The 16,103-nt window shown below is 40.1% G+C and carries 16 protein-coding genes; 4 read left to right on the forward strand and 12 right to left on the reverse strand.

What is annotated here, in order from left to right; all coding sequences use genetic code 11:
- The first annotated feature begins 6 nt into the window (after nucleotides 1-6).
- Complete coding sequence (locus tag BM095_RS10650; RefSeq protein WP_091661424.1) at nucleotides 7-402, forward strand: hypothetical protein; 396 nt, start codon at nucleotides 7-9, stop codon at nucleotides 400-402.
- A gap of 239 nt (nucleotides 403-641) precedes the next feature.
- On the opposite strand, the gene BM095_RS10655 is transcribed toward BM095_RS10650, so the two are convergent.
- From BM095_RS10655 to BM095_RS10705, 11 genes are all read right to left on the reverse strand, one after another.
- Nucleotides 642-1,826, reverse strand: coding sequence for a CaiB/BaiF CoA transferase family protein (locus BM095_RS10655; RefSeq protein WP_091661427.1), 1,185 nt, complete (start codon nucleotides 1,824-1,826; stop codon nucleotides 642-644).
- 36 nt (nucleotides 1,827-1,862) lie between these two features.
- Nucleotides 1,863-2,657 carry an enoyl-CoA hydratase/isomerase family protein gene (locus BM095_RS10660; protein WP_091661430.1) on the reverse strand — a complete coding sequence of 265 codons (795 nt, stop codon included), beginning with the start codon at nucleotides 2,655-2,657 and terminating at the stop codon, nucleotides 1,863-1,865.
- Between the two features lie 15 nt (nucleotides 2,658-2,672).
- On the reverse strand, nucleotides 2,673-3,341 hold the full coding sequence (locus tag BM095_RS10665; RefSeq protein ID WP_245757877.1) for a GntR family transcriptional regulator: 669 nt from the start codon (nucleotides 3,339-3,341) through the stop codon (nucleotides 2,673-2,675).
- A gap of 460 nt (nucleotides 3,342-3,801) precedes the next feature.
- A complete protein-coding gene (locus BM095_RS10670; RefSeq protein WP_091661432.1) occupies nucleotides 3,802-5,550 on the reverse strand; it encodes a CocE/NonD family hydrolase in 1,749 nt (582 codons plus the stop codon).
- A gap of 75 nt (nucleotides 5,551-5,625) precedes the next feature.
- On the reverse strand, nucleotides 5,626-6,519 hold the full coding sequence (locus BM095_RS10675; protein ID WP_091661435.1) for a glycine betaine ABC transporter substrate-binding protein: 894 nt from the start codon (nucleotides 6,517-6,519) through the stop codon (nucleotides 5,626-5,628).
- A 24-nt stretch (nucleotides 6,520-6,543) separates the two neighbouring features.
- Entirely contained in the window at nucleotides 6,544-7,374 is an 831-nt protein-coding gene (locus BM095_RS10680) for an ABC transporter permease (RefSeq protein WP_091661438.1), read from the reverse strand.
- Nucleotides 7,371-8,570: a quaternary amine ABC transporter ATP-binding protein gene (locus tag BM095_RS10685; protein ID WP_091661440.1), complete on the reverse strand. Its 1,200-nt coding sequence runs from the start codon at nucleotides 8,568-8,570 to the stop codon at nucleotides 7,371-7,373. The genes BM095_RS10680 and BM095_RS10685 overlap by 4 nt, the downstream gene beginning before the upstream one ends.
- Before the next feature lie 201 nt (nucleotides 8,571-8,771).
- Entirely contained in the window at nucleotides 8,772-9,242 is a 471-nt protein-coding gene (locus BM095_RS10690) for a thioesterase family protein (protein WP_245757878.1), read from the reverse strand.
- 16 nt (nucleotides 9,243-9,258) lie between these two features.
- Nucleotides 9,259-10,215 carry an L-carnitine dehydrogenase gene (locus BM095_RS10695; protein WP_091661443.1) on the reverse strand — a complete coding sequence of 319 codons (957 nt, stop codon included), beginning with the start codon at nucleotides 10,213-10,215 and terminating at the stop codon, nucleotides 9,259-9,261.
- Nucleotides 10,212-11,108, reverse strand: coding sequence for a BKACE family enzyme (locus BM095_RS10700; RefSeq protein ID WP_091661446.1), 897 nt, complete (start codon nucleotides 11,106-11,108; stop codon nucleotides 10,212-10,214). The genes BM095_RS10695 and BM095_RS10700 overlap by 4 nt, the downstream gene beginning before the upstream one ends.
- Before the next feature lie 187 nt (nucleotides 11,109-11,295).
- The gene (locus tag BM095_RS10705; protein WP_091661448.1) at nucleotides 11,296-11,844 is read right to left on the reverse strand and encodes a TetR/AcrR family transcriptional regulator; all 549 of its coding nucleotides are present in this window, start codon (nucleotides 11,842-11,844) and stop codon (nucleotides 11,296-11,298) included.
- Nucleotides 11,845-12,659: 815 nt separating this feature from the next.
- Between BM095_RS10705 and BM095_RS10710 the strand changes: the two genes are divergently transcribed.
- Both BM095_RS10710 and BM095_RS10715 read left to right on the forward strand, forming a co-directional pair.
- Nucleotides 12,660-14,084 carry an amidase gene (locus tag BM095_RS10710; protein WP_245757879.1) on the forward strand — a complete coding sequence of 475 codons (1,425 nt, stop codon included), beginning with the start codon at nucleotides 12,660-12,662 and terminating at the stop codon, nucleotides 14,082-14,084.
- A gap of 29 nt (nucleotides 14,085-14,113) precedes the next feature.
- On the forward strand, nucleotides 14,114-15,466 hold the full coding sequence (locus BM095_RS10715) for a short-chain fatty acid transporter (RefSeq protein WP_091661451.1): 1,353 nt from the start codon (nucleotides 14,114-14,116) through the stop codon (nucleotides 15,464-15,466).
- A gap of 45 nt (nucleotides 15,467-15,511) precedes the next feature.
- On the opposite strand, the gene BM095_RS10720 is transcribed toward BM095_RS10715, so the two are convergent.
- Nucleotides 15,512-15,721, reverse strand: a complete 210-nt coding sequence (locus BM095_RS10720) for a hypothetical protein (protein WP_091661453.1) — start codon at nucleotides 15,719-15,721, stop codon at nucleotides 15,512-15,514.
- Between the two features lie 108 nt (nucleotides 15,722-15,829).
- Between BM095_RS10720 and BM095_RS10725 the strand changes: the two genes are divergently transcribed.
- Nucleotides 15,830-16,090 carry a DUF6154 family protein gene (locus BM095_RS10725; RefSeq protein ID WP_091661456.1) on the forward strand — a complete coding sequence of 87 codons (261 nt, stop codon included), beginning with the start codon at nucleotides 15,830-15,832 and terminating at the stop codon, nucleotides 16,088-16,090.
- The last annotated feature ends 13 nt before the right edge of the window (nucleotides 16,091-16,103 follow it).

Here is a 16,103-nt window from a genome sequence, read left to right on the forward strand (position 1 = left end):
TCTGCTATGAAAGCAAAAATAAAAATGAAAAATTCCATAGAAAATCAATCAATCGCAAGAAATATTCGCGACGCTAACCGCGAGCGTTCCAATACCGCTGAAATATCTTTTAGCAAAGACCTTTCCGAGATTTATTTTGAAGGGGATGAAATTTGGATTCCTGAGAAACAATGGTTTACGGAGGAAATGCTTGTAGAAGGTCAAGCGAAAGAAAGAGAAGAAGGCATTGAGATTCAACCGGTGGACAAAGGAAAAACGGTGAATATCCATCTGGATGCTGACCTTGTTGCCGAACTGAACGACATTAAAAACCACGTCATGAGCAAATCGCAGCATGACATCGTCTTAGAACTATTCAAAAAAGGGATAGACCAGTATAACAAAGAGCACAATGATAACTGATTTATCGTTATCGAAGAAAGCTGTCTTCACTAACTTTGTGCGCACCGTCGTTTGAACTGAGGCCGCCCTTATGACTTTAGGGCAAGCGAAGCTGAAGAGCCCTGTATACGAAAATCAAAAATTAAATTTAACAATAAAGTATGGAAAATAGAGCTGTCAAAAGGTCATTTTTTATGACCTTTTGGTACAGCCCTAGTTATTTATATGATTAATTTTTCTAGCTGTAAAAACTTCTTATTTTACTTCGTGATAGATTTGTTGCTAAATGAATCTATCTCTTCATCGCTATACCCTAATTCGCGTAATACTTCTTCTGTATGCTCCCCTAAAGCTGGAGGAGCACTTCCAATTTCTCCTGGCGTCCGTGACAATTTCACAGGAATACCTAACATCTGGAAATCACCCAGTTTCGGATGCTCTGCTTCTACTACCATTTCCCTCGCTTTAATATGAGGATCATTTAGAATATCAGAGAATTTATTGACTGGGCCACACGGAATTCCTGCTGACTCGATGATTTCTACCCATTCATTTTTCGTTTTTTCTTTAAACCGGTCATTCAGCAATGTAACAAGCACATCTCTGTTCTCGACGCGTTTCGGATTTGTGGAAAAGCGTTCTTCCCGTAACACATCATCATCCATTACCTCTACAAAACGCTCCCACAAACTGTCGTTGCCCACTGCTAGGATGAAATAGCCATCAGACGCTTCGAACACTTCATATGGAACGATATTCGGATGAGCACCGCCAAGAGGCTTAGGATCCTCTTTTGTAGCAAAGTAATTTCCCGCTAGGTAAGTTTGCCAAGAAACCATTGTATCTAACAACGAAGAGTCTACCCATTGGCCTTCTCCAGAAATCTCACGCTCTCGTAATGCAGCTAAAATACCGATAATCGCCCACATCCCTGAACCAATATCAGCGAGGGAATACCCCCCTTTCACTGGAGTTCCACCTGGTTCACCTGTAACAGACATCAATCCACCCATACCTTGCGCTAACACATCATATCCAGGCTTTTTCGCGTATGGTCCTGTCTGTCCAAATCCAGAAATAGACGCAAGAATAATACCGGGATTTGCTTTTTTCAACGATTCATAGCCAATTCCCAATCTGTCTAACGTTCCTGGTCGAAAGTTTTCTACAACAATGTCAGAGTCTTCAACTAGTTTATAGAATATTTCTTTTCCTTTTTCCTCTTTTAAATTCAATACTACGCTTTTTTTATTGCGGTTTACACTTAAAAAGTATGCACTTTCATCTTCTATAAATGGCGGCCCCCATTGTCTCGTATCGTCCCCTTTAGGACTCTCTATTTTGGTTACTTCTGCGCCAAGGTCAGCGAGTGTCATCGTACAAAAAGGTCCACTAAGTATACGGGTCAAGTCAAGCACTTTAATACCTTGAAGTGGTGTAGTCATAATGTTTTCCTCCTATATAATTAATTAGTGTTATCATTATCTAGACTTAAAGTTTGGCTTTCTTTTTTCCACAAAAGCGCGGACCCCTTCCGGGAAATCGATGGGATGGGCACTTTTTTCAAACTTACTTTTTAAAGGAATGTCAAAGCGAGGATTCGCAAAAGCCGCACTCTCTTTGACCGCAAATAAAGAAGCAGGTGATTGCTCTTTGATCTTATTTGCTAAAGAAACGGCAAAGCTGTCTGGATTGTCTTCCTCTGTGAGCAAATAGTTAACCAATCCCCAATCTTCGCATTCTTCTGGGGTGAGAATCCGTCCTGTATATACAAGGTCTTTCATTTTGCTTGGGCCAATCAAATCCACAATACGTTTGACAAACGGCTTACTGAGGGTGATTCCTAAACGGCCAATTGGCATTCCCATCTTGGTATGAGGTGTTCCAACCCGCAAATCACAGGCAAGTGCTAATTCAAACCCTGCTCCCATTGCTGGCCCACTTATAACTCCGATGGTTGGCAATTCTATTTGTTCAAAAGCAGAAATAGCCTCTTCCATATATCCAAATGCTTCATTGGCTTCATCAATTGTAATTCTATTGAATTCTTTGATGTCAGATCCCGCTGTAAATAACCCTTCCGCGCCCCGTAAAATAACAACTCTTGTTTTTTGGTTTTTCGGAATTCTTTTTCCGATTTGGGCTAATTCTTTCCACATGTTAGCTGTCATCGCATTTTTGTATTCCGGTCGGTGGATGGTTACGATGGCTATCCCACCGCTTTCCTGTAGAGTAATTTTCCCATTTTGTTCAACTCTGCTGATGGACACACGCATACGATTGCCCCCTTATTATTGTTTTTCCATATGAAACAATCTCGCCCGAACACGTTCAATAACACTTTGATTGTGATCTTTTAATATATCTTTAGCTTCGTTCACTTTGTTATCCCTTAATAATGTGTTGATTTTCAAATGTTCTCGGACCGACTTTACAATGTTTTTCTCTTCTGCAAATGACATCCGCTGTAAAGATAATAAAGGTAACCCAAGGCGGCCATACATATTTTTTATAATCTCACTTTGCGTCATCTCTATAATACAAAAATGATATTCACGATTTAATTCTGCATACGTCTTGTCATCCTGTTCCGCTTGTTCCATTTGGGTTACTAAATCATCCATCTTATTTAACAAGGACGTATCGACTCCCATGGCGGCAATCCGTTCCATGGCCAGCTCTTCAAGCCTCATACGAATCTCTAACAAGTCGTAAACTTCGGCTTCCGTATATCCTTTCACCGCTGCTCCCTTACGTGGTATTCTTTCAATTAATCCTTCGATAGTTAAAAGATATAATGCTTCTCGAACTGGCGCACGGCTAGTCCCATACTCTTCTGCGTAAGTTGTTTCTATAATTTTCTCTCCTGGGGCTAGTTCTCCCGACATGATTTGTTCGGCAATTTTTTCAGCAATGAGGTGAGATAACGAATTATTATTAATCGCTCTCTGTCCGCTCAATTGATCCCCCCCTTTTGCTTCCTGAAATTGATTTTTGTGGACTGTCGACAATTTATTATAATTAAAAATATACACGTGAATCTTTATTAAATCAACAATAATTTAAAAAACTTTAAATTCTTCATTACAATTCTGCAATGACGCCACTATTGCATCTGATATTGTGAGCCCACTTAATAGAGAGGAGGGGAAGATTTTTCATATTAACTATAGCGTCTCGTAAGTTACAGGACCAATGATGGATGGGATAAATAACTGAAAAAGTGTGGCGACTAGAGAAGTTCATGCATGTCATGCCCGTTCAGTTTCTTCTTACGTTCTTGAACTCATCGAAAGTACTGGCTGGCCCCTGTACATGTAGTACGCATGACCCTTCTTTAGTCGCAATAATACGTGATTCTATCTCTTCTGCTTCCCGCCGATGAAATAAAATCTATACAAACAGAAACTCCATATGTCTCTATTCAACAGGTATAATCGGAAGAAGAATAAAAGAAGGATAATCCTGATCATGATACACTGTTTGAACAGCCTTCACTACTTCACTAGTTTCCATGGTCGTTTCTCCAGTATTCGGATTTACAGCAAAGCGAGGAAAGTTACTGGAAGACACTTCTACTCGAATGGAATGCCCTGGCAGGAATACATTACTCGTTGCCCATAAATCGATTTCAACTTGCCTCACTTTATCTTTCTGGTCATTTTCTGATCCTCTTGTATTTTGGGTTTTCATACGTACAATTCCATCCGTCAAATTAAATGATCTTCCATCTGGAAATACATCTACTAATTTCGCTGTAAAATCGGTATCAGGTGCATCAGTGCTCACCCACAAATACATTTTTATAGGTCCTGTTACTTCTACAGACTTTTCAAGAGGGGGGGTAGTGTAAACGAGGACATCTTCTCTTTTCTCAATTTCCTGTTGATCCATTGGTCCTGCATTTTTCCCTTTGAAAAACAATGTCCCTCCACCCTTTGTTGGAACCGGATTATCGGGATCATAAATAAATGTATCAGCTGGTTCATTCTCAGGTGGCGTTGTGTTTAACGTCCCTGATTCCATATCCTTTCCAGCGTTTCCATTACTATGAAGGTAGAAAGAAGTATAAGAGGTGCGTTTTAAAGGCCATTCTTTTTCCGAGCGCCATTTATTTACACCCATAACGAAAATCTTCACCGGATCATCCTGGTCAACATCAGATGGCTCCTCTTCTTTTAACCATTGGTCATACCATTTTATATGAAGAGAAGTGATGTCATCTTTTTCATCAATGAAGCTTCCCTCGCTGTGGATACCGAAAAATCTCTCTCCAATAATAGAGTCAAAATTCCCGTGGGCCCATGGACCTACAATGAGCTTTTGAGGTTGATTGTTCTGAGATTCCTTCATTTCTTTATAATTCATTAATGTCGTACCTAGATGACTATCGTACCACCCTGCTAGATGGTACGCAGGAACATCAATATCCCATAACCCTTGTGACCTATGGGGTGTCTTAGTAACAAGTTCACTTTTTACATCTTGGTCAATATATTTATGAAAGAGCTTTTCTAATTCCGGGTGCTTTTTAATAGGAGGCCATTCTTTTATAGGAAGGTGTTTATGCCATTCGTCAATGTTGTTTAAGTCTTTCACAATTTCTTTTTTTACATTCTCATATTCAGATCCTAATTTTCGTTTTAAATAATCAGGTGCTATAGATTCCAAAAACCAAGTCTCTAAAAACACAAGCTCAGGAACCCCCAATCTGCTCGATAGCCCATGTCGCAATTGTCCAGCTGTCATAGCGGGAAAGATTGCCTTAAGTGAAGGGGGATGAGCCAGTGCCGCATATAACTGAGTCACACCATAATAAGAAAGCCCGAACATTCCCACTTTACCATTTGTAAATGGTAAATGAGCTGCCCATTCCACTACATCATATCCATCTTCAATTTCTTGTATTAATGGGTTAAATTCTCCTTCGGAAGCAAAACGGCCACGAACATCTTGAATAATTACGACGTACCCCGCGAGCGCCATGCGGAACGGATCAATGTAATAGTGTGAATATCTTGGAAGGTTTTTATTATAGGGTAACCGCGATAATAATACCGGGTATTTCCCCTCTTCCTGGGGACGATAGATATTGGCATATAGCGTAACGCCATCCCTAACTTTACATGGAACATCTCTTTCTACGATAATTTGGTTTGCTTTCGTCATATTTACTCCATCTCCTGTTTAAACAAATACGCCTCTACCGGAAAAACTCTCTTCCGGCACAGACGTATTCTTTCTTTATTCTTCACCATTGATCATTTCGTTTACTTTGTCTTGGTTATTATCTACCCATTCGCGCGCAACCTCTTCCGGATCTTGACCTTCATCTTCAATTTTCATCATCATTTCTTCCAAGTCGTCGATTTCGATACTCCAATTACTTAAAAATTCATATACATCCGGTGCGCTTTCTTTCAACTCTTTATTCGTCATCACATAAACAGAAGAATCTTCTTTCACTTTCTTTTCGTCTTCTAATACTTTGATATCCATTTTATTGAACATCGTATGAGGACGCCATCCATAAAAAACAACAGGTTCTTCATCTGTCATGTGTCGTCTCGCTTCCGCAAGCATGCCGCCCTCTGAAGAGTTAAGTTGTTCAAGATCTAAATCATACTCCTCAATAAAGTCATCAATTACCTCAGCGTTACTTCCGCCTTTTTCCAATCCGTAAAACGTATGATCAAGCATCTCTTCTTTTCCTTTTAAATCTGAAACTTTTTCTACGTCTTCCATATATTCTGGGACGACCACACCCGATTCAGTTGGGCCGTAACTTTTCGCTGTTTTTTCCACATTCTCTTCATATTTATTAAGATAAGTTTCATGCACTGGCATCCAGGAGTCCATGTAGGCACTGATATCTCCACGTGAGAGACCAACATAAATACTGCTGACATCTGCGCTTATTTCTTCTACCTCATATCCCATGTCTTCTACAATCAAGCGAGCAATTTTTGTCGGTGGAACAGTACTTGTCCATGGCGTAACACCAAATGTAATTGTCTGATCTTTTGTATTTTCTTCTGCTGCTTCTTCATTATTTTCTTCTTCTGTATCGCCAGCGCCGCAGCCAGCAATCATAAGTATTAGTAATACTGTCATTAAACTAAATAGCACTTTTTTCATAATAATGACCCTTCTCCTTTTTCGTTAAGCTTTTTTTCCAAAACTTTGAGTAATACGATCCAACACAATAGCTAGAACAACAATGCCTAATCCCCCTACTAAACCTAATCCAACGTTTACTCGGGAAATTCCAGTTAATACTGTGGTGCCAAGGCCCGGTGCACCAATCATCGAAGCTACAACTGCCATAGATAACGCTAGCATCATCGTTTGGTTGATACCTGCCATAATAGTTGGCATCGCCAATGGGAGCTGTACTTTAAATAATAATTGCTTGGAAGTAGATCCAAAAGCTTTTGATGCCTCAATAACATCATTCGGCACTTGTCTTATCCCTAAAGCTGTCATACGAACAGCTGGGGGAGCCGCGAACACAAAAGTCGCAATAACTGCTGGTACACCACCTAGACCAAACAACAAAATAGCCGGGATTAAATAAACAAAGCTTGGTAGTGTCTGCATGAAGTCCAGAATAGGACGAACAACTTTATCAACGGCGGCATTCGTTGCGCTTAAAATACCGACTGGTATTCCAATAACAACGGAAATAAATGTTGCTACAAGTACAATAGCAAGTGTTTGCATTGCCTCTGGCCATAATTCGACAGATCCTAGGAAGACACATCCAATGAGGGAAAAGAGAGCGACCCCCTTACCCGCGTACTTCCAAGCAACTATGATTAACAGGATGGTTAGTACTTCGGGCGGGATAAACAGAAGTCCATTAGTTACTCCATCAATAATTACGGTGAGGACATTGCTTATAACATCAAAAAAATCTCCCCAAACTGGTAACAGCCAATCGTCAACAAATGTATTTGTCCACTCTTCTAGTGGGAAGTCAAAATAGTTCATGAGGTCTGTTCGTCTCCTTTCTCTTTTCCAAGAACAAGTCCTGAAAGAATAGATACTCGGGAAACAATACCTAACAGCTTTCCATCTTCAATTACTGCAATAGGATATTTTGCTTGGACGGCTGTTCCGATCAAATCATTTAAGAAAGTATGCGGGGACGTCTTATCCACATCTTTAATTAGTAAGTCCTGAATCGGAATATCTTCATTATGAGCTTTTACCGCATCGTCTATTGTTAACAATCCCTTGAATTGTTTCTCCTGATCGACAACAAAAATACTTGAGGCACCGGCTTCTTCCATTTTGCGGATCGCTACACGCGGTCCATCTTTATAAGAGAGCAGTACTTCAGGTGTTTTCATTACGTGAGATGCTTCCAGTACTTTCGATCGGTCCACATCTCTTACAAAATTTGATACATAGTCATCTGCCGGTTTTTCTAAAATTTCTTCCGGCGTTCCAATTTGAACAATTTGACCATCTTTCATAATAGCAATACGATCTCCAAGCTTTAGCGCTTCATCCAGGTCATGGGTAATAAATAAAACAGTTTTACCAAGCCTGCTTTGTATCCGTATCAATTCGTCCTGCATTTCCTTACGTATCAATGGATCGAGTGCACTAAACGCTTCATCCATTAATAAAATATCGGTATCATTCGCAAGAGCTCTTCCCAATCCAACACGCTGCTGCATTCCGCCGCTTAATTGATTGGGATAACTATGTTCATACCCTTTGAGTCCTACGTCTTCTAATGTTTTCATTGCTATTTCTTCCCGTTCGTCTTTAGCCATCCCTTGGATCTCCATACCGTAAGCAATGTTCGATAAAATGGTACGATGACTGAATAAGCCAAAATGCTGGAAAACCATCCCTAATTTTTTACGTCTCGTTTCAATAAGTTCTGATTTATCCATTTTTGTAATATCGTGTCCATCGATGAGAACTTCTCCGTCGGTAGGTTCAATCAAACGATTAATTAATCTAATTAATGTAGATTTCCCACTTCCAGATAATCCCATAATCACAAACATTTCGCCTGGCTGTATTGTAAAAGAAGCTTGGTTTACACCAACCGTCATTCCAGTTTCTTCAAGAATATCGTCTTTACTTTCACCATTGCTCAACCTCTTAAGACCTTGCTGAGGATGGGAACCAAAGATCTTCGTAAGATTATTCACTTCAATCTTATTCATAGCATCCTCTCCTATTTTTTAGCTTGTTTCTACTTTCCCTAGATAAAGTAGACCATCCGGACGGTTTTTTACACAATTATTACCTTAACATTCAGGTTGAGGAACGGCAACATTGAAAAAGGAGGGAGTCTTCCGCATAAATCTCTTTTAAGGCTTAAAATAATACACATTACGCCAAGATAGTCTTCATTCCTCCGACGTTTACTGTTTTTTTCTTATACCTATTTTCCGTCCCGCTTCCTTTGGCCATTCTGATAATCCTTGCGGCAATTCTTTAATTTTTTCTTCTATCGGTTCTGGAAACGGCACAGGACGATTTTCCTCACTATTCATTCCCATCAACATTTGTTCACTTGTCGCGATTTTTTCCCCAGCGGCATTTTTCATAACAAAAAAGACATGCAATCGTTTGGGGTCACGATCTAAAAGTTGCAGTGAAATATTTAGCATTTCCCCTTCGTGTGCTTCCTTTAAATAACACAAATGGGTTTCCAGGGTATAAATCGTGTAAGATAGTTTTTCCCGTGCCGCTTCGTCTAATCCAATGTCTATCATTAATTGATCGACGGCTTTGCTGAATACAAGGGCATATGCAGCATCGTTCATATGGCCGTTATAGTCCACCCAGTTGCTATCCACTTGAGATTTCAATAAAGTCGAGGTCTCTATCAAGATATTGCTCCTTTCTTTAAGAAATCGATTCAGATTCAGTTCGATATTCTTCTACTAAATCCAAGAGACGGACTAAAAATTCATTCCGCTTTTCCTCTAATTCGGCTATGGATGTATTCCCAGCCTGCTGTTCACAACCTTGTATGACTTTTTCTTTTAGTTCTTCTGTCAATTCAGGGGCTTCAAGCTTCGTCCATGGGAGCTTCAGTGCCGGACCGAATTGTCCAAGCATATGACGCATCCCTTGGTCTCCGCCCGCTAAATGGAAAGTCAAAAATGGTCCCATCTGAGCCCAACGCAGTCCAGCACCATAAATAATCGCAGCATCCACTTCCTCCGTCGTTGCAATACCGTCATTTACAAGATGCAGGGCTTCTCTCCAAAGTGCTTCCATTAAACGGTCAGCCACATGTCCTTCAATCTCATGGCGTATAACTAATGGTTTCATATTTAATTTTTCATAGATGGCAACAGCACGTTCCAATACACTAGAATTTGTCTTTTCCCCACCAACAATTTCGACTAGCGGAAGGATGTAGACAGGATTAAACGGATGGGCAACAATGACCCTTTCTGGGTACATGCAGTCTTGTTGCAAAACGGTAGGTTTTATTCCAGAAGTGCTTGACGCAATGATTGCATCTTTTTTTGCGAATGTATCAATTGTTTGAAGGACCTTTCTTTTTAACTCTTCTCTTTCTGGCACATTTTCTTGTATAAGATCCGCATCTTCTACAGCTGTTTCTATATCAGAAGTGAATGTCAACCTTTCACGAGAAGCGGTAGGTGCAAGCCCGCTTTTTGTTAAAGAAGGCCACGCCCGATCTACTGCCTCTCGCATTCTGTCTTCTGCCCCTTCAGCAGGGTCTGTTGCAATAACATCAAAACCTTGAGCTAATGCGCGGGCAATCCAACCATTACCTATAACACCGGTACCCACGACTGCTATTTTATTTATTTGAACATCTTTCATATGCTACTCTCCTTATGAGGGTCTCGTAAGCCTAAATGTTTCCGTGCTTCTTTTGGACTCATTGGTTCTTGTCCATTTCCTTGTAAAATAGACACTGCTTTTTCTACAAGCTGTTCATTGCGAGCCGGAACACCTTTCGTTAAATATATATTATCCTCTAATCCCACTCGTACATTCCCGCCTAAAAGAGCAGATTGAGATGCAATTGGCAACTGCATACGGCCTATTCCAAATGCAGACCAATGAGCATTATCTGGAATTCTACTTTTCATGTACAAAATTGTTTCCACATCAGCCTCAGCTCCCCATGGAATGCCTAAGCAAAATTGAAAAATTGGATCCCCGTCTATAAGACCCTCGTCAATGAGTTGTTGGGCAAAACGCAAATGACCTGTATCAAAACACTCTAATTCAGGTTTCACACCGCTCTCTTGGACAAGTTTCGCCTGTTTACGGAGCCAGTCTGCCGGACTCATGTAAATCATATTGCCAAAATTTAAGCTGCCGCAATCTAGTGTACACATTTCCGGCAGCAGTTCTTTTACAGGATTATGCCTTTCTGCTGGGGTTTGAATGTCTGTGCCTTCCCCGCCACGTTCAGGGTCGGCTTCATCTGGGATAAAATCCCCTCCCCCACCGGATGTAATATTGATAATTACATCAGTTTCCGATTCACGAATCCGTTCTACGATCTCCCGATAATGGTCAACATTGTGACTAATCCCGCCTGTATCGGGATTTCTAGCGTGAATGTGAGCAATAGCAGCACCTGCTTTTGCAGATTCTATTGCTGAGTCTGCTATTTCTTTTGGCGTGACTGGAACATGAGGATTTTTCTTTATTGTATCTCCTGCCCCTGTTACGGCAGCCGTGATCACTACTTTGTTAGACAATGGAATGCCCCCTTCTGGATATTCTCTCTATCTTTTGCTTTCTTAGCTTGAATAACACAACAAAAATTACTATACCATCCGGACGGTCTTTTTTCAACGTTAGTTTTTATTATTATGAGCTAATTCTTGTTATAAAGCCTCTGCACAGCAAAAAAGCACCGGCCGTAAAATTACGACAAGTGCTTTTTTATATGCATTTCTTATTATTTGCCCATTCTTCTAATGTTTGTAAAACTTGGTTTCGAATCTCGTCATCCAGGTGATGTATTTCAAATAACTCAGATAACCATATTCCATCAGTAGCTAATCGAATGATAGTGGCAGTAACAGGGTCTAAGCCATCATTTTCAATATGCTCCTGCCATTTAGCATAGGCCTTATTAATTGGCTGCAGCAGCTCAGGTTTTACCGCTTTCGCAGCAAGCAGACCCGCATTCATATCCTTATTTTGATATGTTTGATTAAAGGTGACGTTTAAAAATGCCCTTGTCCATTTCCCCTCATCTACAGGGTCGTTCTCGGCGTTTTCCTCTATCTTCGTCATATAATTGTTTGCGAGGTGTTCGACCATTCCTTGAACAAGTGCTTCCTTCGATGGAAAGTGATACAATAACCCACCCTTACTCATACCGGCTTCTCTTGCTGCCGCTTCCAACGTTAAATTGAAAATCCCTCTTTCTTTTACAATTCTTGCCGCAGCATGAAGAATCACTACTTTTCGAGAGTCTTTACTCATTTCCATCTCCCTCTGTTATTATTATTAACACTACAAGCAACACACTACCTTATTTTTTCTGATTGGTAAATAACTTGTCAAACAGGGCGTGTCTCTAGTATTGGCCAACATTGTTATTAGACTAACACTTTCTCGCTCAATTTATTTGTCATTAACCTGTCCAAAAACTTTAGAAATGCAGCCTTCTTTTAGGAAATTTTTGGCGTTAATCTTTGTATATTACCAACTTGGAAACAGACATTTTAGTAAAACATTAATACCAAATTTATTACTTTTATTACCATTAAAAAGTACCCAGTGACCCAGTTATCGTCTATTTTTTCTAAAGTACTTTACTTGATCTAATTTTAAGCAGAAATATTATGCGGCGCACTCACAAACCTCTCACACATATTGGAAAATATACCCGTATTGTGTCAGTCCCCCTTCAAACCTATATAAAAAAACTACATTCTTTCTTCTCTACACTCATTTTCATTGTTATATAACGAACAATAATTTTAAATTATATTTAATCGTTCACAAATGAAAAGGGAACAATTTTTAGTTGGAAGACAACGTGGAGGGGATAAACGTTAATATATGAATTGAAATCTGCAGGTGCTAGTGAGAATTTTTTGAAATACCGGCTTTGCATAATGTTCGGTTTTAATAATTTATAGTTAAGTTATCGTGTTGAACCTTTGCTGTCACAAAAAAGTATTAACTTATCAAACTCTATATTAAGAAAATAATAATTGCATTATATTCATTTATTATTTAATATTTAAAAATAAGAGACAATTTTAAAACTAATACATTAGGAGGGTTAGCTATTGGATATTTGTTACATGACAGCTCAACAACTAGCTTTAGCGATTAAACAGCGAAAAATCTCATCTGTCGAAGTAATGGAAGCATTTCTCACTCAAATTAATAAAACCAACCCCGAGGTTAATGCCATTGTTTCTATGCAAGAAGAAGCAGCCTTAGCCCAAGCAAAAGAAGCAGATCAAAAAATAGCAAGAGGTGAAGCGGTTGGTCCATTTCACGGGCTCCCCATTGCTATAAAGGATACGCATAACGCAAAAGGTTTTCCGACAACGAGTGGGTCCCTTGCATTACAAGATAACATTGCCGAACAGGATGATCTTGTGGTGGAGAGAATTAAAAACGCCGGTGCTATTGTCTTAGGCAAAACGAATGTCCCTGAGTTTGCTGCGGGAGCCCATACTTTTAATGAAGTATTCGGCACCACCCGCAACCCATACAACCTTAACTATACAGCTGGCGGAAGCAGCGGTGGAGCTGCAGCTGCAGTGACATCAGGTATGATTCCGTTTGCTGATGGGAGTGATATGGGAGGTTCCCTTCGCTTTCCTGCTGCATTTAACAATGTCGTTGGCTTGAGACCTTCTCCAGGAAGAGTCCCTACCTATCCAAAACCAGCCCTATACTCTACGTTAGGCGTCCAAGGACCCATTACCCGGAACACGACAGATGCTTTCTTTATGATGTCTGTGTTGTCTGGACCAGATAACCGCTCTCCATTATCGATAGAAGAACCCGGTTCACGTTTTTTAGAGTCTTTTGAACACAGCATATCTGGTAAGCGGGTAGCTTATTCCACAGACCTAGGCGGGTTATTTCCTGTCGATCCGGAGGTAAAAACGATATTTGAACAACAAATCAAAGTATTTGAAGATTTAGGCTGCAAAGTAGAAATGGATTTCCCTGACCTTACAGAAGCAGAAGAAGTGTTTCAAGTATTACGAGCATGGGAATTTGAGATGTCCTATAGAGAAATTTTCAATACATTTCAGAATCTTTTAAAGCCTAGTTTTGTCTGGAACTTTAAAAAAGGACAAGAACTCAGCGGCCCTGATATCGGTAAAGCTGAACAATTACGCAACCTTCTCTATCATCGCATGAGAACTTTCTTTGAGAAATATGACATATTGCTGCTCCCTGTCAGCCAGGTTCCTCCATTTGAAGCGGAATTAGAGTATCCGCCAAACATAAATGGAACTCCAATGGAAACATATTTAGACTGGATGCGGTCTTGCTATTATATTTCCACCGTGGGGAATCCTGCATTGTCTGTTCCTGGCGGGTTCACGAAAAATGGACTTCCTCTCGGTATCCAAATTATCGGCCCTCATCAAGCAGACTTTGAAGTACTCCAAGTAGGACATGCATTTGAACAAGCTACCCAATACGGGGAGAAACGACCTACTTTTACAAAAGTACATCAACAATAAAATAATCAAAAAGAGAGGTGAAAGGATAGATGCTTAAGTCATTTACTATGGTAGTGGACCGTTTCGTCCGCCGCTATTTACCAGATGCTTTTTTATTCGCAGTCATATTGACATTGATCGTATATGTCTTAGGTATTGGTATGACAGATAGTTCACCGATGGACATGGTGCAGTATTGGGGAAATGGTTTTTGGGACCTATTAGCATTTGCCATGCAAATGTCCTTAATCGTTGTTACAGGCTATATACTTGCTAATACACCCCTTATCAAATCATTATTATCCAAACTAGCCCAGCTTGCCCATACTCCCGGTCAAGCAATTATACTCGTCACTTTCGTTGCCGGCATTGCCTGCTTAATTAATTACGGTTTTGGATTAGTTATTGGTGCTTTGTTTGCACGCCACGTGATACAAAAGGTCCCGACAGTAGATTACCGATTACTTGTGGCCAGTGCATACAGTGGTTATTTGTTATGGCATGGAGGTTTTTCCGGCTCCATTCCATTAACTATCGCCACTCCCGAACATTTTGCAGAAGATCTAATAGGAATCATACCGATAACCGAGACATTGTTTTCTTCGGCAAATATTTTCATTGTTCTCGTTCTCTTAGCCACATTGCCACTTTTAAATCGATTATTATTGAGCGCTGCTAATGATCCAAGTTCACAACTATCCAAGGAACAAATGGCAGCAGCGGCAGCTGAACCAACTCAAGATAACAACAATGAACCTGATGAGAACGAAACTAAAGAAAAAACACCAGCTGAACGATTAGAAAATAGCCGGATTGTCTCCTACCTAATTGGTATTTTAGGTTTAGTATTTATGATTTACCATTTTACAGAAAATGGTTTCGACTTAAACATTAACATTGTAAACTTTATCTTTCTCTTTCTCGGCATTTTGTTCCACCAAACTCCTCGTCGTTTTCTTAATAGTGTGGCAGAAGCAGTTAAAAATGCAGGAGGAATTATCATTCAATTTCCATTTTACGCTGGCATTATGGGGATGATGGTTGCTTCTGGATTGTCCGAACAAATGTCCCTTTGGTTTGTCAGCATTTCAAATGAATTTACCTTCCCGCTGTTTGCTTTTCTAAGCGCAGGCGTGGTTAATTTTTTCGTACCATCAGGCGGAGGCCAGTGGGCTGTTCAAGGCCCGATTATGATACCAGCTTCTCTTGAGCTCGGTGTTGATACGGCTAAGACGGCTGTGGCAGTAGCTTGGGGTGACTCTTGGACCAACATGATTCAACCATTTTGGACATTGCCGCTTCTTGCAATTGCTGGTTTACAAGTTAGAGATATAATTGGCTTCTGTGTGATCACGCTACTATACAGTGTGATTCCAATCTCTATTGGACTGTTGTTTTTTTAGCTGAATGGACAGGCCGCCTCTACGTTGTTGGGGCGGCCCTGTTTTTTAAGAGTTATGATATACTTGTGAAATTTCTTTATCTGCCAGGTCTGCATTGTCTTCTTCAACCAACCTTGGTTCCTCTTCTGCACTCCCCGAGTACCGAGCGCCCGTGTGAAACGGGTGGTCTGCCTGCAAGCCATGGGCAACGGCTTCCTCAATATTTGTTTTCCTTTTAGAAAAAGCTTCTTTTTTTCCTTTTTTGACTTCTGCCATTTTTTCACCCCTTGTTATAGAATTTGTGTATTTTTTCATTTCATCCTGGGAATTTTTCTTTGGCGGATGGGGTATGGTATATTGAGGATATAGTAGGAGGAATATTTCATGGAATTCATTGATAACCTATATGAGTTGTATAAGAATAAGTTAACCGGTGATGAGGAAGACGCGCTAGTGGTCATCGAAGGGATTTTAGAGAGCTTTAGTAATAAGGATATTGAGAAACTATTTTCTGAGCTCTCAGAGAAGGAACGCTATGAAATGATGGCTCTTTTTTTATATGAGCAATTCCGATTGAAATTAGCTCAGGAAGGAGTCGGACAAACACGGACTAGAAATGATGAAAAACTTAAATATTACCATTAATTGTTTTTTTAGG

The organism is Alteribacillus iranensis, from assembly GCF_900113025.1.
GTDB lineage: Bacteria > Bacillota > Bacilli > Bacillales > Marinococcaceae > Alteribacillus_A > Alteribacillus_A iranensis.